This window comes from Variovorax sp. ISS6 (genome assembly GCF_056523145.1).
In genome coordinates, this window is sequence record NZ_JAWRZC010000001.1 from 4,108,000 (window position 1) to 4,126,213 (window position 18,214).

An 18,214-nucleotide genomic window follows, 5' to 3' on the forward strand; every position below is an offset into this window, starting at 1 on the left:
GTTTCGTGCAGCGCGGCGTGCTGCACGAAATGGACAGACAGCCGCCACGCGTCGTCTCCAGAATCGCCGCCATCCCGATCCACCCCTTCGAGAGAGACACCCCGATGAGCCACTACATCGACATCCCGGCCGGCGACGGCGCGCAGAGCTTCCGCGGCTACCTGGCCCTGCCGGCCTCGGGCCGCGGCCCCGGCATCGTGCTGTGCCAGGAGATCTTCGGCATCAACGACTACGTGCGCGAGGTGGCCGACCTCTATGCCGAGGAAGGCTACGTGGTGCTCGCGCCCGACCTGTTCTGGCGCATGGAGCCCGGCGTCGAGCTCGGCTACTCGCCCGAGGACTGGCAGCGCGCCTTCGGCTTCTTCCAGCAGTTCGACATCGAGGCCGGCATCGCCGACGTGACCGCGAGCGTGCAGGCGCTGCGCGCGCACCCGGCCTGCACCGGCAAGGTCGGCGCGCTGGGCTTCTGCCTCGGCGGCAAGCTGGCCTACCTCGCGGCCGCGCATTCGGGCGTGGACGCGGCGGTCGGCTACTACGGCGTCGGCATCGAGGGCGCGCTCGAGCTGGTGCCGAAGATCGCGTGCCCGATCGCGCTGCATTTCGCCGAGCTCGACAAGTTCTGCCCGCCCGAGGCGCGCGCCCAGGTGCTCGAGGCCTTCGCGGGCCGGCCCGGCGCGCAGATGTACGTCTACCCCGGCGTCGACCATGCCTTCGCGCGCACCGGCGGCGACCACTTCGACAAGCCCTCGACATTGATGGCGCACCAGCGTTCCATGGCGCTGTTCAAGGAGGCGATCGGCCCGGTCTACGACCTGTCGGCGCTGTGGGACAAGCACTGCGAGTACGAGTTCGCCACGCGCGACGTGGTCGCCACCATGGGCACCATGGTCGCCGAGCCCTACGTCAACCACATCCCCACCATGACCGGCGGCGTGGGCGCGAAGGAGCTGTCGCGCTTCTACAAGCACCACTTCATTCCCACCACGCCGCCCGACACCCGGCTCACGCCGATCTCGCGCACCGTGGGCGCCACGCAGATCGTCGACGAGATGCTGTTCTGCTTCACCCACACGGTCGAGATCGACTGGATGCTGCCGGGCATCGCGCCCACGGGCCGGCCGGTGGAGATTCCGCTCGTGGCCATCGTCAAGTTCCGCGGCGACAAGCTCTACCACGAGCACATCTACTGGGACCAGGCCAGCGTGCTCGCGCAGATCGGCCTGCTCGATGCAACGGGCCTGCCGGTGGCCGGCGTGGAGACGGCGCGCAAGCTGGTCGACGAGACGCTGCCATCGAACACGCTGATGCCGCGCTGGGCCAAGTCCACCGCGCTGACCATCGCCGACCCGGCGCTGCCGCTCGGATGAACGCCGCGCCTTCCATGCTCGAGCTGGTGGTGGCCTCGGCCAGCGCGCTCACGCCGGCCATCAAGGCCTTCGTGCTGCGCAGCGCGAACGGCGAGGCGCTGCCGCCGTTCGAACCCGGTGCGCACCTGGGCGTGCAGGTGATGCAGCCCAACGGGCAGGCCGGCCAGCGCGCGTACTCGCTGGCACGACCCCATGGCGCGCCGGACCGCTACGAGATCGCCGTGCTGCACGAGCCCGACGGCGCGGGCGGCTCGGCCTGGATGCATGGCCTGGCCGAGGGCGCGCGCGTGCTCGCGCAGGCGCCGCGCAACGATTTCGCGCTGCGCCGGGGCGAGGCCGCGCCGCTGCTGATCGCGGGCGGCATCGGCATCACGCCGCTCTTGTGCATGGCGCGCGCGCTCGCGGCCGAGGGCCGGGCCTTCGAGTTCCACTACGCCACGCGCAGCCCCGAGGCCACGGCCTATCTCGAGGAGGTGCGCGCGCTCGGCGGCCACGTGGTGCACGACGGCGGCGATCCCGCGCGCGGCCTCGACCTGCGCGCGCTGCTGGCCGCGCCGGTGCCCGGGCGCCATCTGCATGTCTGCGGCCCGCGCGGCCTGGTGCAGGCGGTGGTCGACACCGCGCGCGCCCAGGGCTGGAGCGACGACCACGTGCACTTCGAGCTGTTCGCGGGCGCGCTCGCGCAGGCCGGCGACGCGGCCTTCGAGGTGCGCACGCTGCGCTCGGGCCATCTGCTGACGGTGCCGCCGGGCCGGAGCCTGCTCGACGTGCTGATCGCCGCGGGGCTCGACCCGCTCTACGATTGCCGCCAGGGCGACTGTGGCGTGTGCGCCGTCGACGTGGTCGAGGGTGTGCCCGACCACCGCGACCACAACCTGAGCCCGCGCGAGAAAGCCGACGGGCGCACCATCTGCACCTGCGTGTCGCGCGCCAGGACGCCGCAGCTGGTGCTCGACATCTGATCCCACGATTCCAGGAGACCCATCCATGACCATCGACCTGCAGTCCCTCGTGCAGCCCGACCGCGTCCACAAGCGCGTCTACACCGACCCCGCGATCTTCGAGCTCGAGATGGACCGCGTGTTCGGCCAGGCCTGGCTCTACGTCGGCCACGAGAGCCAGGTGCCCAAGCCCGGCGACTACTTCACCACCCGGCTCGGCCGCGAGCCCGTGGTGATGGTGCGCCATACCGACGGCCGGATCCACGTGATGTTCAACCGCTGCCCGCACAAGGGCGCCAAGATCGTGCCCGACGGCAGCGGCAGCGCCGGCAAGTTCCTGCGCTGCCTCTACCACGGCTGGACCTTCAAGTGCGACGGCAGCCTGCTGTCGGTGCCGCTGCGCAGCGGCTACGAGGACACGGGGCTCGACCTCAAGGACCCGCAGTACGGCGTGCGCAACGTGGCGCGCGTCGCCACGCACCGCGGCTTCGTGTTCGCGAGTCTGTCGAAGGAAGGACCCGGGCTCGAGGAGTTCCTCGGCGGCGTCGCCACCTCGCTCGACAACTTCTGCGACCGCGCGCCCGGGGGCGAGGTCGAGGTGGCCGGCGGCGTGCAGCGCGTGATCCAGCGCAACAACTGGAAGATCTTCTTCGAGAACCTGCACGACACCATTCATGCGGTGGCCACGCACGAGTCGTCGTGGCGCGCGGCCAAGGAGGAGTTCGAGGCCATGCCGGCCGGTACGCAGAAACCCTTCGAGGTGGTGATCGTCGACGGCAACGGCGAGCCGCTCGAGTTCTGGGAGAAGCTCGAGCTCAAGGGCTACGACAACGGCCACGGCTTCATGGAAGGCATCTTCGTGCCGCCGACCGACCCGGTGAGCCTGGCCTATGTGGCCGCGCTCGAGGCGGCGCAGGGCGCCGAGCGCGCGGACCAGATCCTGCGCGTGAACCGCCACAACACCATCGTCTACCCGAGCTGCTCGCCCCACACCTCGTTCCAGCAGATCCGCGTGATCCGACCGCTGTCGGTCGACCGCACGCTGGTCGAGATCTTCAGCTTCCGGCTCAAGGGCGCGCCCGAGGCCACCTTCCAGCGCACGCTGAAGTACACCAACATCGTCAACTCGCCCTCGTCGAACGTGATGCCCGACGACCTCGAGGCCTACAACCGGGTGCAGGAGGGCCTGGGCTCGGACGGCGGCGACTGGGTCAGCATGCACCGCGCCGTGGGACGCGACCAGCCGCTGCCGGGCGGGCGCGCCTCCAACGGCAACAGCGAGATGCCGGCGCGCAACATGTTCGGTGCCTGGTCGAAGTACATGGGCGTGGACACCGGGAGCGCCGCATGAACTTCCTCGACTGGAACGAGCAGCAGGAGATCGCGCAGTTCCTGCACCACGAGGCGCGGCTGCTCGACGAGCACCGCTGGGACGAATGGCAGCGCCTGTTCACGCCCGACGGCCTGTACTGGGTGCCGCTGGTGCACGGCCAGGCCGACTACCTCAACCATGCCTCGCTGTTCTGCGAGGACGCGCTGCTGCGCTCGATGCGCGCGCGCCGGCTCGAGCAGGCGCGCGCCTATTCGCAGCAGCCGCCCACGCGCACGGTGCACGTGGTGGGCAACATCGGCATCGAGGCGCGCGAGGAGGGCGCGCTGGGCGGCCTCACCGTGCGCTCCACCTTCGTGCTGCTCGAATGGCGCAAGACCGAGCAGCGCATGTTCGGCGGCAGCGTGCTGCACACGCTGCGCCGCCACGAGGGCGAGCTGCGCATCCATCTCAAGCGCGTCGAGCTGGTCAACTGTGACGCCGCGCACGAAGCGCTGCAGGTGTTCGTGTGAAGGCCGCGCTGCTCGCGATGCACTACCAGAACGACGTGCTGCACGCCGACGGCAAGGTGCGCGTGGGCGTCGCGGCCGACGATCCGGCGCGGCCGCGCCTGATCGCCTCGGCCGGCCGGCTGATCGCGGGGGCGCGCGCCGCCGGCGTGCCGGTGATCTTCGTGCGCATCGCCTTCGCGCCCGGCTACGTCGACTGCCTCGACAACTGCACGCTGTTCCGGCGCGTGGCGCAGAGCGGCGCGGTGCAGGAGGGCAGCTGGGGCGCCGAGTTCTACGACGAGCTCGCGCCGCTGCCCGGCGAGGCCGTGGTCACGCACAAGCGCAACAACCCCTTCTGGGCCAGCGGGCTCGAGCAGGCGGTGCGCGCCACCGGCGCCGACCGGCTCTACGTGGCGGGCATCGCGACCAACCACGTGGTCGAGCACGGCGCGCGCCATGCGAGCGACCTGGGCTACGACGTGGCGGTGGTGGCCGATGCCTGCAACACGGCGCAGCCGCACCTGCATGCCGCGAGCCTGGAGAATCTGTCGATGCTCGCGCAGGTGATCGGCGTCGAGGACGCACTCGCCCAGATGGGCCCCTGAACCGATGAAGGACATCTCATGAACATGCAAGGCAAGGTCGCGATCGTCACCGGCGCCGCCGCGATGCTGGGCAGCGCCATCGTGCGCGCGCTGGCGCAGGCCGGCGCGCGCGTGGTCGCGGTCGACATCGACGCGGCGCGCGGCCAGGCGCTGGCGACCGAACTCGGCGCGGCCTGCCGCTTCGCCGCCTGCGACATCGCGAACGACGAGGCGCTCGACGCGCTGGTGGCCGACGCGCTGCGCATCGAGGGCCGCATCGACTGCCTGGTCAACAACGCTGTGGTCTACAACGACGGCGGCATGGGCGCGAAGCGCGCCGAATGGCTGGCCGCGCTCGACGTCAACCTGGTCTCGGGCGCGCTGCTCGTGCACAAGGCGACCGAGGCGCTGGCCGCGCAGGGCGGGGCCATCGTCAACATGGGCAGCGTGGGCGGCAAGTTCGGCACGGCCGACCGCGCGCTCTATCCCGCGGCCAAGGCGGCGATCCTGCAGCTCACGCGCAACCAGGCCGCGACCCTGGCGCCGCGGCGCATCCGCGTGAACTCGGTGTCGCCCGGCTGGACCTGGTCGGACGCGCTCTCGCGCATGGCCGGCGGCGATCGCGCCAAGGCCGACCGCATGGCCGCACCGCTGCATCCGCTGGGCCGCGCGGGCGACGGCGACGACGTGGCGCAGGTGGTGCTGTTCCTGTGCTCGGACGCGGCGCGCTTCGTGACCGGCGCCGACATTCCGGTGGACGGCGGTTTCTCGATGCTGGGCCCGGACCAGGGGCGCTCGGCGCGCGACTGGTTCGCGGCCGGCATGCCCTAGTCGAAACGCTTCTCCCACTCCCAGTTCACGGCCGGCAGCGTCTCCACCACCGGCCGCGCGAACAGGTAGCCCTGGAACAGCCGGATGCCGAGCTCGCGCAGCGCCATCGCCTCTTCCATCACCTCCACGCCCTCGGCCACCACGTGGATGCCGAGCTCGCCGCAGGTCGAGACGAAGCCCTTGACCACGGCACGCCGCACGCCGTCGGTGTGGATGTTGCGGATCAGCTCCATGTCGAGCTTCACGATGTGCGGCTTGAGCGCCACGAACAGCTCGAAGCCCGCGAAGCCGGCGCCGAAGTCGTCGATGGCCGAGGAGAAACCGTGCTGCTGGTGCATCTCGAAGGCCCGCACCAGGTGCGGCAGGTCCTCGACGCGCTCCGACTCGGTCACCTCGAAGATCAGCCGCTCCTTCGGGAAGCCGAAGCGCTCGGCGGTCTCGACCGCGCTCTGGAAGCATTCGCCCTGGCGCCCGGCGTCGTTGGGCATCACGTTGAGGCTCAGCCGCGAAGCCATGCGCAGCCCGGCCGCGAGCTCGATCGCCTTGGCGCGGCAGGCGCGGTCGAACTCGACGCGATGGCGCGCATGCACCAGCCCGAGGATGTGTCCGGCGCCTTCGCCGTGGATGCCGCGCACCAGCGCCTCGTGCGCGTAGACCTCGCCCTTGTCGACGTCGACGATGGGCTGGAAGGCCATGGTGAAGGCCGGGCAACTCGCGGCGAAGTCGGGCACGGCCGAGGCATCGTTGCTGGCCTGGGTGGCCGGCTGCTGGAGGCGGTTGATGGTCAGCGCGCGCGCGGCGCTGCAGTAGCCCGGCGGACGGGCGTTGAAATCGCGGGCCAAAGTCGGTGCCAGGCTGGACACGGATGGCCTTCAGACCCGGGGGCCGTGGATGAAAAGTCGTTGCGGGATGCCCGACATGGTGTTCTCCGGTTCCTGGGCGCGGCCCCGCGGGACCGCATGTCCGCTTTTTCGGCGCGGCGGCGGAAGACTTGAGGAGAAAAAGGGGCCGGCGGGCAAAAAAAGCGCTGCTTCCTCCCAATGGAGGAGGGCCGGCCTAGAAGCCGCCCGCGGCGATCATCCGCAGCAGCGCGCGGTTGACTTCCTCGGCATCGACCGCATGGGTGCGGCGCAGGTTGCGCAGCGCGGTCGGGTTGCTCGATTCGAGCGCGGTCGCGAGCTGCAGCGCGGGCGCATAAGGGCCGTTCTGCGCGATGGTCGCGGCCACGATGCGGTCGGTCAGCGGGATGCGGCCGAAGCTGGTGCGCAGCGGCTCGCCCATCACCAGGTCGAGCTGCGAGAACAGGCCGCACAGATAGACCTCGCGCTTGAGGTCGTCCTCGATGCCGGCGTCCATCAGCTGCGCGACCAGGTGGCCGCGCATCGCCATGGAGGTGTTGAGCGGGCGCAGGTTGCCGTCCTCGCTGGCGGTCGGCAACTGCTGCGACAGCCAGGTGCTCAGGCGCTGGAAGCCGATCATCATGAAGCCGTGGCGCAGCGAGGCCACGCGGTTCGGCAGGCCCAGGCCCGGCGAGTTCAGGTAGAGCATGAGCGCGTAGACCAGCGCGGCCTCGCGGCTCACGAGCTGGTCGATGCGCTCGAGCGATTCCTCGGCGTCGATCGCGTTCATCACGCGCACGATGGCGCGCCGCGTCGGCGGCAGCGGCTGGCCGCCGTAGCCGTGCAGCACGTCCTCGCTGGGCCAGCCGGCCACGGCCCAGGCGTTCTGCTGGTCGAGCGCATGCTCGGCCAGCGCGCGGCTGGCCACGCCGTCGATCAGCGCATCGGGGCGCACCGGGCTGCTTTCGCCGGGATGCGTCATGCCGCGGTCGAACACCGTGGTGTCGCGCTCCACCTGCGCCAGGCGCAGCGCGTCCATCGCGTCTTCCGGTGCCAGCCGCAGCAGCCGGCGCTCGAACCAGGGCGCGGCCTCGGCGTCGGGGATCTGGGTCGGCACGCCGCTCGCGACCATGCGCACGCCGCGGCGGGCGGCGGCGCGCACCGCGGGGCGCAGGCCGGCGTCCTGCATCCAGCCGAGCGGAATCTCGAGCATCGGCCCGGCCGCCTCGGCGTTGCTCGCGATGTCGCGCAGGAACTCGGGCGTCTGGATCGACAGCAGCAGGGTCGGCGAATCGGCGTTCCAGGTCTCGGCCAGCGTGCGCAGCAGGTGGCGCCCGTCGATGCGTTGGCGGTCCTCGTGGACGAAGAGCTGGACCCCCGCGAGCGCGCGCGGACGGTTCCAGAACGGGCGGTAGCCGAAGGTCAGGCTGCCGAGTACCGATTGAGACATGAAGACGAGAAGGAGAGAAGGAACGAAAGGGCGGTCACGCCACGTCAGCCGATGAAGTTGAACAGCGAGAGTTTCTGGATTTCGGCATAGGAGCCGAGGGCCGCGGAGTAGGCGGTCTGCTGGGTCTTGAAGTCGGACAGCGCCTGGATCGTGTCGAGGTCCTCGGCGCGCGAGCGGTCGGCCTCGAGCTGCAGGCTGCGCGAGGACTGGCGATCGGAGATGCTGTCGACCTGGTTCAGCAGGTCGCCCGCGCGGCCGCGCGAGGCCGACAGCCGCGCGCTCGCGGCGTCGATCTGCACCAGCGACTGCGCCACGTTCTGCGCCAGCTGGCCGCTGCTGTTGCTGCCGTCCTTCACGCCCGCGATCGCCTGATCGAGCACGCCGAACAGGCTGGTCTTGCCGCTGGGCGCGACGGTCAGTGCATTGCCGTCGGCCGGCACGCCGCTGGCCGTGAGCGAGATCCCGGCGAACTCGATCGCCTGGCCCGCGGTGTAGGGCTGGCCCGACTTGAGCGTGGCCTGCGTGGTGGTGTCGATCACGTCGTAGGTGGTCACGCCGTTGGCGACGTTGAACGCGACGCGGTAGCCGTGGCCGGTCAGCGCCGAGGGGTCGACCACCTTGCCCGCGTCGCTGTAGACGTTGCGCGTGCCGGCTTCCTGGCCCACGGTGAACACGCCGTTGCCGGTGGGCACGTCCATCCAGGTGGCGTAGCCGTCGAGCATCGAGGGGATGGCGGTGTCGCTGGCGGCGCCGGCCTGGCCCGCGATGCCGTCGAAGCGCACGCCGCTGCCGTTGTCGACGAAGGGCGCCGCGGTGCTGCCCAGGCCGCCGAACAGCGACTGGCCGTTGCTGTCCTGCGCATTGGCATAGCCGAGCAGCTGGCCGCGCAGCGTGGTCAGGCGCTGCGCGATGGTGGCGCGGTCGGCCGCCGACAGCGTGGCATTGCCGGCGTTCACCACCAGCGTGCGGAACTCGGCCATGGCCGCGGTCGCGCTGCCCAGGGTCGACTCGGCCGTCGAGACCGCGTTGCGCTGCAGCTCCAGCGCACGCTGGTCGGTGCTGACGCGCGCCATGCGCGTGATGGCGCGCTCGGCCTGCGCGGCGCCGGTCGGGTCGTCGCTGGGGCGCAGCACCTTCTTGCTGGCGCTGAGCTGCTCCTGCAGCTTCGAGAGCTGGGACTGGCGCGTGGTGAGCTGGCGCACCGCGTTGTCGTAGGTGGTGGCACTGGCGAGGCGGGTGGCTGTCATGGTTCTTCCTGTCTCCCGGGTCAGTTCATGTTCTGCAGCAGCGAGTCGAAGATGCTCTGCGCGATCTGGATCATCTTGGACGAGGCCTGGTAGGCCTGCTGGTACTGCAGCAGCTTGGCGGCTTCCTCGTCGAGGTTCACGCCGGCCTGGCTGGTGCGGTCGGTCTCGAGCGAGGTGGCGATCGAGCCCGAGATCTCGGCCGCGTACTGCGCGCTCTGCGAGCGCACGCCGACCTGCGCCATCAGCGCGGCATAGCCGTCGGTCATGGGGGCGCCGTCGAACACCGTCTTGTCGCGCAGGGCCAAGAGCGCCTGCGCATTGCCGGCGTTGCTGCCGCCGTAGGCGGTGGTGGCGGCCTGGACGGTGATCGTGTCGCCGGCCTTGGGCGTGCCCGACAGCACGATGGTCCAGCCGTTGTAGCTGATCGGCTGGCCCGCCACGTAGGGCACGCTGGTCGGGTTGCCGGTGCCGTTGCCCGACACGTCGAAGCCGCCCGCGCCGTTGAAGGTCAGCGTGACCGGCTGGCTGAGGTTGGCATTGGCCGAGGTCGCGGCCAGGCTGCCGACCGCCATGCCGCCGGTGTTGCCGGTGCCCACGCGCGCCTCGACCGGGCTGCCCGCGGCCAGCCCGCGCGCCGAGCGCAGCACGGTCGCCATGTCGCCGGCGGCCGAGGCATAGGGCTTGAGCACGAAGCTGTCGCCCTCGGCCGCGTTGCCCGACTTCAGGTCGAGCTTGAGGCCGTCGATCTCGATCGGCATCGGGCCCGTGAAACTGGTGGTCTTGCCGTCCGACAGCCGCTGCACCTCGATGCTGCCGCCCGCGCCGAACTTGAGCTGGTAGCTCGAGGCTGCGAGTGCCGAGGTGTTGGACACCGTGGCACCGATCACCGCGTTGCCCGTGTTGCTCGCGGCGCCCATGGCATCGGGGATCGCGATCGGCTTGAAGAAGTCGCCGCCGGGGTTGCCGTCGAGGTCCACGCCGAGCCGGTGCTGGGCATTGATCTCGGTCGTCAGGGTGAGTGCCATGCGGCCCAGGCCGTCGCGCGCCTCGGCCAGGTCGCTGTTCTGGAAGCGCAGCAGGCCCGCGACCGCGCCGCCGCCGAGCGTGGCCTCGTCGATGGTGGTCGACAAGCCGCTGCGCATCAGCGTCAGCTTGCTCTGGTTGGCGTCGTCGGTGCTCATCGCGACCTGCGCCGCCTTGTTGCCCAGCACCAGCGCCTGGCTGCCCACGAACACGCTGAGCGAGCCGTCGTCGGCCTGCACGGTGGTGGTCTGCACCTGCTGGTTGAGCTCGCGCAGCAGCTGGTCGCGCTGGTCGAGCAGGTCGTTCGGGCTCTGGCCGCCGCCGCTGGCGCGCGCGATCTGCTCGTTGAGCGTGGCCAGCCGCGCGGCCAGGCCGTTGATGCTGCGCACCGCGTCGCCGAGCTGCGAATTCACGCCCTTCTGCAGGTCGTCGAGCCGGGTCTGGGCGTCGCGCATGCGCGCGGCCATCTCGTCGGCGCGCGTGATCACCACGTTGCGCGCCGTCACGTCGGTCGGCGTGCTCGCGATGTCGGAGAAGGCGTTGAGCAGGTCCGACACGGCCGCGCCCAGGCCGGTCTTGCCGCCCTTGAAGATGTCCTCGAGCGAGGACAGGCGTGCCGCCCGCGTCTCGTCCATGGCCTGCACCGACTGCGCGGCCGCGGCCTGGCGCGTGAGGAACTCGTTGTGGGCGCGCTCGATGGTCGTGACCTCGACGCCCTTGCCGATGTAGCCGCTGCCGGTGTATTGGCCCGCGACCTGGCCCATCACGGCGGTCTGGCGCGAGTAGCCGACGGTGCTGGCGTTGGCGATGTTGTGGCCGGTGGTCGACAGCGCGACCTGGTTCGCGAGCAGGGCGCGGGCGCCGACGTTGAGCAGACTCATGGCGGGATCTTTCTCGAGGACTGGCCTGTGCGCTTCAGGTGCGCTGGATCTTCAGCGTGGTGTGGATCGCGCGGCTGAGCTTGGCCGCGTAGGCCGGGTCGGTGGCATAGCCGGCGCGGTGCAGCTCGCTCGCGTAGGCGCTGACCGAGCTCACGCTGGCGCGCGCCTTCTCGTAGCGCGGCGAGTTGCCGATCAGGCGCGCGTAGTCGCGGAACGACTCCTCGTAGGAGTCGTAGGCGCGAAAGCGCGCCGTCACCTTGCGCGGCTCGCCGCCGATGTATTCGGTGGTGGTCACGGCCACGGTGGGGCCGGTCCAGCTGCCGCCGGCCTTGATGCCGAACAGGTTGTGGGAGGGGGTGCCGTCGCGGTGGCGGATCTCGCTGCGGCCCCAGCCGGTCTCGTGGCCGGCCTGGCCGATCATGAAGCTGGCGGGAATGCCGGTCTCGCGCGACACGCGCTCGGCCGCGTCGTCGTGCTGCTCGACGAAGCTGCGCTGGTTGGCGGCCGGCTTGATGCGCGCGGCCTCGGCGCCGAGCGCGATGGTCGGGGCCTTGGCGGCGCCGCTCATCTGCTGCGTGAGCTGGCGCGTGATCGCGTCGGTGAGCCCGCCGGGCAGGCCCGAGAGCTGCACCGCGAACTGCTGGTCGAGCAGGTCGGTGCCGAGCTTCTCGCCGTCGCTGTCGAGCAGGCCCGATTTCATGGTGGCCTCGCGCATGCTCTTGATCAGCTCGCGCATGAACAGCGACTCGAACTGCTTGGCCGCTTCGCGCACCGCCTTCGGGTCGTTGCCGTTGGCCGCGAGCTTGAGCGCGTCGAGCGAGCGCGCGTCGGCCGCCAGCCCCTGGCCGGTGGACGGCGAGATGGACATCGCGGACAGCGAAGTCTGCATCGACATCAGATCACCTCGAGTTCCGCGTTGAGCGCGCCCGAGGCCTTGATGGCCTGCAGGATCGCGAGCAGGTCTTGCGGCGTGGCGCCCAGCGAATTGAGGGCGCGCACCACGTCGGCCAGCAGCGGCGCGGCCGGCACCTGGATCATGGTGCCCGGCTCCTGCTTGATCTGGATCGAGGCCTGCTCGGCCACCACGGTGCGTCCGCCCGACAGCGGCGCGGGCTGGCTGATCACCGGCGCCGAGCTGATCGTGACCGACAGGTTGCCGTGCGCGATGGCGCAGGGGCCCAGCGTCACGGCCTGGTTCAGCACGATCGAGCCGGTGCGCGCATTGATCACCACCTTGGCCGCGGGCGTGCTGGCCTCGAGCGTGAGCTCCTCGAGCTCGGCGATGAAGTTCACGCGCGCATTGGCGTCGGTGGGCGCGCGCACCTGCACCGTGCGCCCGTCCATGGCACGCGCGGTGCCGGTGCCGAGCTTGCGGTCGATGGCCTGGGCCACGCGGCGCGCGGTCTGGAAGTCGACCGCGTTGAGGTCGAGGTTCACGCTGTCGCCGTCGAGCAGCGGCGAGGGCACGCTGCGTTCCACCTGCGCGCCGTTGGGCACCCGGCCCGCGCTCAGGTGGTTGATCTGCACCTTGCTGCCCGCGGCCGCGGCGCCGGCGCCGCCCACCACCATGTTGCCCTGCGCGAGCGCGTAGATCTCGCCGTCGGCGCCGCGCAGCGGCGTGGCCACCAGCGTGCCGCCCTTGAGCGACTTGGCATTGCCCATCGAGGAGACGTTGACGTCGAGCTGCTGGCCCGGCTGCGCGAAGGCCGGCAGCTGCGCCGTGACGATCACCGCCGCCACGTTCTTCAATTGCAGCTGCGAGGCGCGGTTGTCGGGCAGCGTGATGCCCAGCTGCTGCAGGTAGTTGGCCACGCTCTGCGTGGTGTAGGGCATCTGCGTGGTCTGGTCGCCGGTGCCGTCGAGGCCGACCACCAGGCCGTAGCCCGTGAGCTGGTTGCTGCGCACGCCCTGCACGGCGGCGACTTCCTTGATGCGCAGCGCATGCGCCTTTTGCGCGGGACCGAGCGCGAGCAGCAGCATGCCGGCCACGCCGAAGGAGAAGGCGGCGAGCCGGCGGCGCAGGCGGTGCTTCGGTGAAAGGGACATGGCGTCGTTCATCCTCAGAACGGCAGCACGCTCATGAAGAAGCGGCCCAGCCAGGGCATGACCTGCGATTCCTGCTGCGCGCCGCGGCCGCGCGACTCGATGCGCACGTTCGCCACCTGCGTCGACAGCACGTTGCTGCCGGCCTGGATCGAGCGCGGATCGATGGTGCCCGAGAAGCGCAGCACGTCCACGTTCTGGTTCACGCCGATCTGCTTCTCGCCGGTCACCACCAGGTGGCCGTTGGGCTGCACGTCGATCACCGTCGCGGTGATCGAGCCCTGGAAGGTGTTGGCGCTCTCGGTGCCGCCCTTGCCCGCGAAGTTGTGGGCCGACTCGGCATTGGCGCCGGCGCGGCCGAAGGAGTTGGCGGCGAAGAAGGGCAGGGCCGAGATGCCGGTGTCGATGCTGCTGGTCTTGCCGATGGTCGAGGTCGACTTCTGGCTCGCGCTCACGTTCTCGACGATCGAGATCGTCACCGTGTCGCCGATCATGCGCGCGCGCCGGTCCTCGAACAGCGGCCGGTAGCTCGCGGTGCGGAACAGGCTGCCCGTGGCCTGGCGCGGCACGGCCGCCATCGGCGAGGCGCTCACGGGCGGCGGTGCGGTCGAGGGCATCTCGACCTGCGGCGTGTTGGCCAGCGTGGTGCAGCCGCCGGCCACGACGAGGGCGAGGGCGGCGAAGGCCGCGCGAAACAGTGGAAGTCTCACAGCTGCCCCAGCTTCTGCAGCATCTGGTCGCTGGTCTGGATCGCCTTCGAGTTCATTTCGTAGGCGCGCTGCGTCTGGATCATCGAGACCAGCTCCTGCACCACGTTCACGTTCGAGGTCTCGAGGAAGCCCTGCATCACCGTGCCCAGGCCGTTGGTGCCCGCGGTGCCGCCGTTGGGCTGGCCCGAGGCGGCGGTTTCGGCATAGAGGTTCTCGCCCAGCGGCTCGAGGCCGGCCGGATTGATGAAGTTGACGATCGCCAGCGAGCCGATGTTCTGCGGCGTGGCATTGCCCGACAGCGTGGCCGAGACCGTGCCGTCGCTCGAGATGCTGACGCTGGTCGCGGTGGCGGGCACCGTGATGCCGTTGGCCACCGGCAGGCCCGAGGAGGTGACCAGCCGGCCCTGCGCGTCGACCTGGAACGAGCCGTCGCGCGTGTAGCCGATGGTGCCGTCGGGCTGCGTGACCTGGAAGAAGCCGTTGCCCTTGATCGCGAGGTCGAACTGGTTGTTGGTCTGCTGCATGCTGCCTTGCGAGAACGAGCGGCTGGTGGCGACCGTGCGCACGCCCAGGCCCAGCTGCAGGCCGGTGGGCAGCTGCGACTGCTCGGTGCTGTTGGCGCCGACCTGGCGCAGGTTCTGGTACATCAGGTCCTCGAACACCGCGTTGGCGCGCTTGTAGCCCGTGGTCGAGACGTTGGCGAGGTTGTGCGAAATCACGTCCAGCTGGGTCTGCTGGGCTTCCATGCCGGTCTTGGAGATCCAGAGCGAATTGATCATGGCGAGGGTCTTTCTCTTGCGATGGGCATCAGCCCTGGACGTTGAGCAGCTGCGCGGCCGACTTGTCGGAGTCCTGCGCGGACTGCAGCAGGCGCAGCTGGCTGTCGAACTGGCGCGCGGCGGCGATCATTCCGACCATGGTCTCGATCGGGTTCACGTTCGAGCCCTCGAGCGCGCCGGTCTCCACGCGCGCGGTGGCGTCCGAGGGCAGCGGCTCCTGCGAGGCGGTGCGGAACAGGCCGTCCTCGCCGCGGCGCAGCGGGTCGTCGGCCGTGGGCGTGGCCAGCTTGAGGCGGCCCAGGGTGGAGGAGGGCTGGTCGCCGGTCTTGGCGCTGACCGTGCCGTCGCTGCCCACCGACAGCTCCGAGCCCGGCGGCACGTCGATCGGCGCGCCGCCGTCGGACAGCAGCGGCAGGCCCGAGCTGGTCATCAGCGTGCCTTCGGGCGAGACCTGGAAGGCGCCGGCGCGGGTGTAGGCCTCGGTGCCGTCGAGGCCCTGCACCGCGAACCAGCTGCGGCCCTGCGCCACCATGTCGAGCGCGCGGCCGGTGCGCTGGATCGCGCCGGGCTTGTCGTCGTGGCCCGAGGTGGCTTCCATCGCGAACACGCGCGTGGTGGCGCCGTCGCCGCGCAGCGGCACGGCGCGGAAGGTGGAGAGCTCGGCGCGAAAGCCCTGGGTCGAGGCGTTCGCCAGGTTGTTGGCGAGCACGCCCTGGCGCTGCGCCGCGGCGCTCGCGCCGCTCATGGCGGTGTAGATCAGGCGGTCCATCGCGCGTCGCTTCCGGTGCGTTCGATCAGCGCAGGTTGATCAGCGTGGACATGACCTGGTCCTGCGTCTTGATGGTCTGCGCATTGGCCTGGTAGGCGCGCTGCGTGCTCATCATGTTGACCAGCTCGGCCGTGAGGTCGACGTTCGATTCCTCCAGCGCGCCCGAGCGCAGCTGGCCGAAGGTGCCTTCGCCGGGCGCGCCGCGCACCGGCTGGCCCGAGGACGCGGTCTCGACCCAGTAGCCCGAGCCGCTGGGCGCCAGGCCCTGGGCATTGCGGAAGCTCACCAGCGCGACCTGGCCCGCGGCCTGGGTCTGGCCGTTCGAGTAGGTGGCGGTGATGACGCCCGTGTCCTCGATCTTGATGCCGGTGAGCTGGCCGGCGGTGTAGCCGTCCTGCGTGAGGTCGGACACCGCGAAGCGTGCATTGACCTGGGTCATCCGGCTCAGGTCCAGCGAGGCGGTGAAGGTGCGCGTCGGGTCGTTGGGCGAGGACAGCGTGAGCGGAGGCACCGTCGAGGTGGTGGTGTTGAGGCTGCCGTCGGCGTTGAAGTTGAGCTGGAACGGCGTGGAGGCCGCGGGGTCGCTGCCGTTCACGCTGGTGTAGACGTTCCAGCTGTTGTTGGCGGTCTTCTGGAAGTACAGGCCGACCGGCACCTCGAGGCCCTGCGCGTCGTAGGCGGTCAGCGAGGTGCCGTAGGTGCGGATCGGCGTCGGCGGCGTGGCGGTGGAAGCCACCACGGCGCTGGCGTCGAGCGTGATCTCGGCCGCCATCTTGGTGGTCTGCTTGGCGGGGATGGGCGCGCCGGTGGGCAGCTTCAGCGGGATCGCGTCGTAGCTCTGGCGCACGCCGTTGGCGTCGGTGGCATAGCCCATCACCTGCGCGCCGCTGTTGGTGATGATGTTGCCTTCCTTGTCCTGCTTGAAGTTGCCGGCGCGGGTGTAGGCGGTGGTGCCGTCGGGGGCCCTGACCTGGAAGAAGCCGCCGCCGTTGATCGCCACGTCGAGGTCGTTGCCGGTGATCGACAGCGAGCCCTGCGAGAACTGCTGCGAGACATCGGCCACGCCCACGCCCAGGCCCACGTTGGTGCCGCCGATGGCGCCGGCCGAGCTGGCATAGATCTCGGCGAACTCGGCGCGCGAGGACTTCATGCCGGTGGTGCCCGCGTTGGCGATGTTGTGGCCGATCACGTCGAGGCTGCGGCTGGCGGCGTTGAGACCCGAGAGTGCCTGTTGAAAGCTCATGGAGTGGCTCCTGTGTGCTGGATGGAAGGGATGTCTGTCAGAGAACGGCGTGCAGGTTGGCGTAGGGCGTCTTGCCCGCGGTCAGCAGCGTGAGCGAGAGGCCGCCGCTGGCATCGCTGCCCACGGCCACCACCTTGTCGCGCATCAGCGCGACCGCGTCGACCTTGTCGCTGCCGTTGGTGGCGATGACCTTGAACTGCAGCGGCGTGTCGGCCGGGTACGTGGAGGAGTCGAGCGTGAAGCCGTGCTGGCCCGCGTCGAGTTCGCCGAGCGAGACGGTGTCGATGACCTGGCCGCCGGCGGTGGTGACCTGGATCTTCACGCTGGTGGCCTTGGCCGGCAGCTCGATCGCGCCCACCGCGGTCTTGGCCGTGGTGTCGAAGGCCAGCTGGTTGCCCTCGGTCAGCACGCCGCGGCCCACCAGGTTGCCGGCCTGCAGCACCTGCATGGCCGACATCTGGGTGTTCATGTTCTTCATCGTGTCGTTGAGCTGCTGGATGCCCGTGACCGTGTTGATCTGCGCGATCTGCGAGGTCATCTGCGCGTTGTCCATCGGATTCATCGGATCCTGGTTCGCGAGCTGGGCGACCAGCAGCTTGAGGAAGCGGTCTTGCGCCTCGGCGGTGCCGCTGGCGGAGATCGACTTGCTGTCCGCGCTCGAGCTCGGCACGTAGGTGGTGCCGGTGAGGCTGGAGGTGGCGGCGGTGGAGGTCATGCGCGGGCGTCCGGAAGAAGGGTGTGCGGTGGGGTGGCGCTCACTGGCCGATCTGCAGCGTCTTGAGCAGCAGGTTCTTGGCCGTGTTCATCACCTCGACGTTGTTCTGGTAGGAGCGCGAGGCCGAGATCATGTTGACCATCTCCTCCACCGCGTTCACGTTCGAATGGGTCACGTAGCCCTGGGCGTCGGCCATCGGGTTGGCGGGCTCGTGCACCTTGCGCCCGGGCGTCTGGTTCTCGGTCACCGAGTCCACGCGCACGCCGGCGCCGGTCTCGCCGTCGAGCGCCACGGTCTGGAACACCACCTGGCGCGCCTTGTAGGGCTGGCCGTCGGGGCCGGCCACCGCGTCGGCATTGGCCAGGTTGCTGGCCACCACGTTCAGGCGCTGCGACTGCGCGCTGACCGCGCTGCCGGAGATGCCGAAGATCGAGAACATCGACATGGCTTATTGCCCCTGGATGGCCGCGAGCAGCGTCTTGCCCTGGCCGTTGATGAAGCGCAGCGTGGCCTCGTAGCGCACCGCGTTGTCGGCGAAGGCCGCGCGCTCGCGGTCGAGGTCGACGCTGTTGCCGTCGAGCGAGGGCTGGGTCTGGACCGCGTAGCCGCCGCTCGCGCCGCTGCCACCGGTTCCGCCGCCCGAAGTCAGCGGGATGTGGCGTGCGTCGGTGCGGCCGTCGCCGGCGGTACCGGCGCGCGGCGTGCCGCCGCCCGTGGCCTCGCGCATCGCGTCGGCGAAGCTGAAGTCGCGCGCCGCGTAGCCGGGCGTGTCGGCGTTGGCGATGTTGCTCGCGATGTCGCGCTGGCGGTCGGCACGCAGCACCAGCGCTTTCGCCTGGAAATCCAGTGAGTTCGTCAGTTTGTCGAGCATGGGCCAGGGTCCTCGCGAAGGGGGTGGGCGTGAGCGCCCGTGCGGAAATTGTGGGAGCCGCGCCGATTTCGGAAGCGCGGATGAAAGGCGGCTTTTTCGG

Annotated in this window: 19 protein-coding genes; 6 read left to right on the plus strand and 13 right to left on the minus strand. The window is 70.4% G+C overall.

Going from position 1 to position 18,214, the window contains the following annotated elements:
- The first annotated feature begins 104 nt into the window (after positions 1-104).
- Genes AC1HIL_RS19155 through AC1HIL_RS19180 form a run of 6 tightly spaced genes read left to right on the plus strand, consistent with a single transcriptional unit; the run spans position 105 to position 5,544 of the window.
- Positions 105-1,367, plus strand: a complete 1,263-nt coding sequence (locus tag AC1HIL_RS19155; RefSeq protein WP_296734575.1) for a dienelactone hydrolase family protein — start codon at positions 105-107, stop codon at positions 1,365-1,367.
- The gene (locus tag AC1HIL_RS19160) at positions 1,364-2,329 is read left to right on the plus strand and encodes a PDR/VanB family oxidoreductase (protein ID WP_479669781.1); all 966 of its coding nucleotides are present in this window, start codon (positions 1,364-1,366) and stop codon (positions 2,327-2,329) included. Before AC1HIL_RS19155 ends, AC1HIL_RS19160 begins: the two co-directional genes overlap by 4 nt.
- 25 nt (positions 2,330-2,354) lie before the next feature.
- Positions 2,355-3,659, plus strand: a complete 1,305-nt coding sequence (locus tag AC1HIL_RS19165) for an aromatic ring-hydroxylating dioxygenase subunit alpha (RefSeq protein ID WP_479669782.1) — start codon at positions 2,355-2,357, stop codon at positions 3,657-3,659.
- Positions 3,656-4,150, plus strand: coding sequence for an aromatic-ring-hydroxylating dioxygenase subunit beta (locus tag AC1HIL_RS19170; protein WP_479669783.1), 495 nt, complete (start codon positions 3,656-3,658; stop codon positions 4,148-4,150). Before AC1HIL_RS19165 ends, AC1HIL_RS19170 begins: the two co-directional genes overlap by 4 nt.
- Positions 4,147-4,734, plus strand: a complete 588-nt coding sequence (locus tag AC1HIL_RS19175; protein WP_057595342.1) for a cysteine hydrolase family protein — start codon at positions 4,147-4,149, stop codon at positions 4,732-4,734. Before AC1HIL_RS19170 ends, AC1HIL_RS19175 begins: the two co-directional genes overlap by 4 nt.
- A gap of 18 nt (positions 4,735-4,752) precedes the next feature.
- Complete coding sequence (locus AC1HIL_RS19180) at positions 4,753-5,544, plus strand: SDR family oxidoreductase (protein WP_479669784.1); 792 nt, start codon at positions 4,753-4,755, stop codon at positions 5,542-5,544.
- On the opposite strand, the gene AC1HIL_RS19185 is transcribed toward AC1HIL_RS19180, so the two are convergent.
- From AC1HIL_RS19185 to flgB, 13 genes are all read right to left on the minus strand, one after another.
- Entirely contained in the window at positions 5,541-6,407 is an 867-nt protein-coding gene (locus tag AC1HIL_RS19185) for an EAL domain-containing protein (protein WP_261205880.1), read from the minus strand. The genes AC1HIL_RS19180 and AC1HIL_RS19185 overlap by 4 nt on opposite strands.
- A 193-nt stretch (positions 6,408-6,600) precedes the next feature.
- On the minus strand, positions 6,601-7,833 hold the full coding sequence (locus tag AC1HIL_RS19190) for an HDOD domain-containing protein (protein ID WP_057595344.1): 1,233 nt from the start codon (positions 7,831-7,833) through the stop codon (positions 6,601-6,603).
- Positions 7,834-7,877: 44 nt separating this feature from the next.
- Complete coding sequence (gene flgL / locus AC1HIL_RS19195) at positions 7,878-9,080, minus strand: flagellar hook-associated protein FlgL (RefSeq protein ID WP_057595345.1); 1,203 nt, start codon at positions 9,078-9,080, stop codon at positions 7,878-7,880.
- A 20-nt stretch (positions 9,081-9,100) separates the two neighbouring features.
- On the minus strand, positions 9,101-10,984 hold the full coding sequence (gene flgK / locus AC1HIL_RS19200) for a flagellar hook-associated protein FlgK (protein ID WP_479669785.1): 1,884 nt from the start codon (positions 10,982-10,984) through the stop codon (positions 9,101-9,103).
- A gap of 34 nt (positions 10,985-11,018) precedes the next feature.
- The gene (gene flgJ, locus AC1HIL_RS19205) at positions 11,019-11,873 is read right to left on the minus strand and encodes a flagellar assembly peptidoglycan hydrolase FlgJ (RefSeq protein ID WP_261205973.1); all 855 of its coding nucleotides are present in this window, start codon (positions 11,871-11,873) and stop codon (positions 11,019-11,021) included.
- Between the two features lie 5 nt (positions 11,874-11,878).
- A complete protein-coding gene (locus AC1HIL_RS19210; RefSeq protein ID WP_057595366.1) occupies positions 11,879-13,030 on the minus strand; it encodes a flagellar basal body P-ring protein FlgI in 1,152 nt (383 codons plus the stop codon).
- A 14-nt stretch (positions 13,031-13,044) separates the two neighbouring features.
- Positions 13,045-13,737, minus strand: a complete 693-nt coding sequence (locus tag AC1HIL_RS19215; protein ID WP_057595347.1) for a flagellar basal body L-ring protein FlgH — start codon at positions 13,735-13,737, stop codon at positions 13,045-13,047.
- The gene (gene flgG / locus AC1HIL_RS19220; protein ID WP_057595348.1) at positions 13,734-14,516 is read right to left on the minus strand and encodes a flagellar basal-body rod protein FlgG; all 783 of its coding nucleotides are present in this window, start codon (positions 14,514-14,516) and stop codon (positions 13,734-13,736) included. Before flgG ends, AC1HIL_RS19215 begins: the two co-directional genes overlap by 4 nt.
- 28 nt (positions 14,517-14,544) lie before the next feature.
- Positions 14,545-15,285, minus strand: coding sequence for a flagellar basal-body rod protein FlgF (gene flgF / locus AC1HIL_RS19225; RefSeq protein ID WP_057595349.1), 741 nt, complete (start codon positions 15,283-15,285; stop codon positions 14,545-14,547).
- A gap of 25 nt (positions 15,286-15,310) precedes the next feature.
- Complete coding sequence (gene flgE / locus AC1HIL_RS19230; protein ID WP_057595350.1) at positions 15,311-16,528, minus strand: flagellar hook protein FlgE; 1,218 nt, start codon at positions 16,526-16,528, stop codon at positions 15,311-15,313.
- A 37-nt stretch (positions 16,529-16,565) separates the two neighbouring features.
- Positions 16,566-17,243, minus strand: a complete 678-nt coding sequence (locus tag AC1HIL_RS19235; RefSeq protein ID WP_057595351.1) for a flagellar hook assembly protein FlgD — start codon at positions 17,241-17,243, stop codon at positions 16,566-16,568.
- Positions 17,244-17,283: 40 nt separating this feature from the next.
- Positions 17,284-17,688 (minus strand): flagellar basal body rod protein FlgC, encoded by a 405-nt coding sequence (gene flgC, locus AC1HIL_RS19240; protein WP_057595352.1) that lies wholly within the window; start codon positions 17,686-17,688, stop codon positions 17,284-17,286.
- Between the two features lie 3 nt (positions 17,689-17,691).
- Complete coding sequence (gene flgB / locus AC1HIL_RS19245; protein WP_057595353.1) at positions 17,692-18,114, minus strand: flagellar basal body rod protein FlgB; 423 nt, start codon at positions 18,112-18,114, stop codon at positions 17,692-17,694.
- Between the last annotated feature and the right edge of the window lie 100 nt (positions 18,115-18,214).

What these genes read in the sequence shown, in the direction of transcription:
- AC1HIL_RS19155 (WP_296734575.1), top strand. Translation starts at nt 105, where the DNA reads ATGAGCCACTACATCGACATCCCGGCCGGCGACGGCGCGCAGAGCTTC.
- AC1HIL_RS19160 (WP_479669781.1), top strand. Translation starts at nt 1,364, where the DNA reads ATGAACGCCGCGCCTTCCATGCTCGAGCTGGTGGTGGCCTCGGCCAGC.
- AC1HIL_RS19165 (WP_479669782.1), top strand. Translation starts at nt 2,355, where the DNA reads ATGACCATCGACCTGCAGTCCCTCGTGCAGCCCGACCGCGTCCACAAG.
- AC1HIL_RS19170 (WP_479669783.1), top strand. Translation starts at nt 3,656, where the DNA reads ATGAACTTCCTCGACTGGAACGAGCAGCAGGAGATCGCGCAGTTCCTG.
- AC1HIL_RS19180 (WP_479669784.1), top strand. Translation starts at nt 4,753, where the DNA reads ATGAACATGCAAGGCAAGGTCGCGATCGTCACCGGCGCCGCCGCGATG.
- AC1HIL_RS19190 (WP_057595344.1), bottom strand. Translation starts at nt 7,833, where the DNA reads ATGTCTCAATCGGTACTCGGCAGCCTGACCTTCGGCTACCGCCCGTTC.
- flgL (WP_057595345.1), bottom strand. Translation starts at nt 9,080, where the DNA reads ATGACAGCCACCCGCCTCGCCAGTGCCACCACCTACGACAACGCGGTG.
- flgK (WP_479669785.1), bottom strand. Translation starts at nt 10,984, where the DNA reads ATGAGTCTGCTCAACGTCGGCGCCCGCGCCCTGCTCGCGAACCAGGTC.
- flgJ (WP_261205973.1), bottom strand. Translation starts at nt 11,873, where the DNA reads ATGCAGACTTCGCTGTCCGCGATGTCCATCTCGCCGTCCACCGGCCAG.
- AC1HIL_RS19210 (WP_057595366.1), bottom strand. Translation starts at nt 13,030, where the DNA reads ATGTCCCTTTCACCGAAGCACCGCCTGCGCCGCCGGCTCGCCGCCTTC.
- flgG (WP_057595348.1), bottom strand. Translation starts at nt 14,516, where the DNA reads ATGATCAATTCGCTCTGGATCTCCAAGACCGGCATGGAAGCCCAGCAG.
- flgF (WP_057595349.1), bottom strand. Translation starts at nt 15,285, where the DNA reads ATGGACCGCCTGATCTACACCGCCATGAGCGGCGCGAGCGCCGCGGCG.
- flgE (WP_057595350.1), bottom strand. Translation starts at nt 16,528, where the DNA reads ATGAGCTTTCAACAGGCACTCTCGGGTCTCAACGCCGCCAGCCGCAGC.
- AC1HIL_RS19235 (WP_057595351.1), bottom strand. Translation starts at nt 17,243, where the DNA reads ATGACCTCCACCGCCGCCACCTCCAGCCTCACCGGCACCACCTACGTG.
- flgC (WP_057595352.1), bottom strand. Translation starts at nt 17,688, where the DNA reads ATGTCGATGTTCTCGATCTTCGGCATCTCCGGCAGCGCGGTCAGCGCG.
- flgB (WP_057595353.1), bottom strand. Translation starts at nt 18,114, where the DNA reads ATGCTCGACAAACTGACGAACTCACTGGATTTCCAGGCGAAAGCGCTG.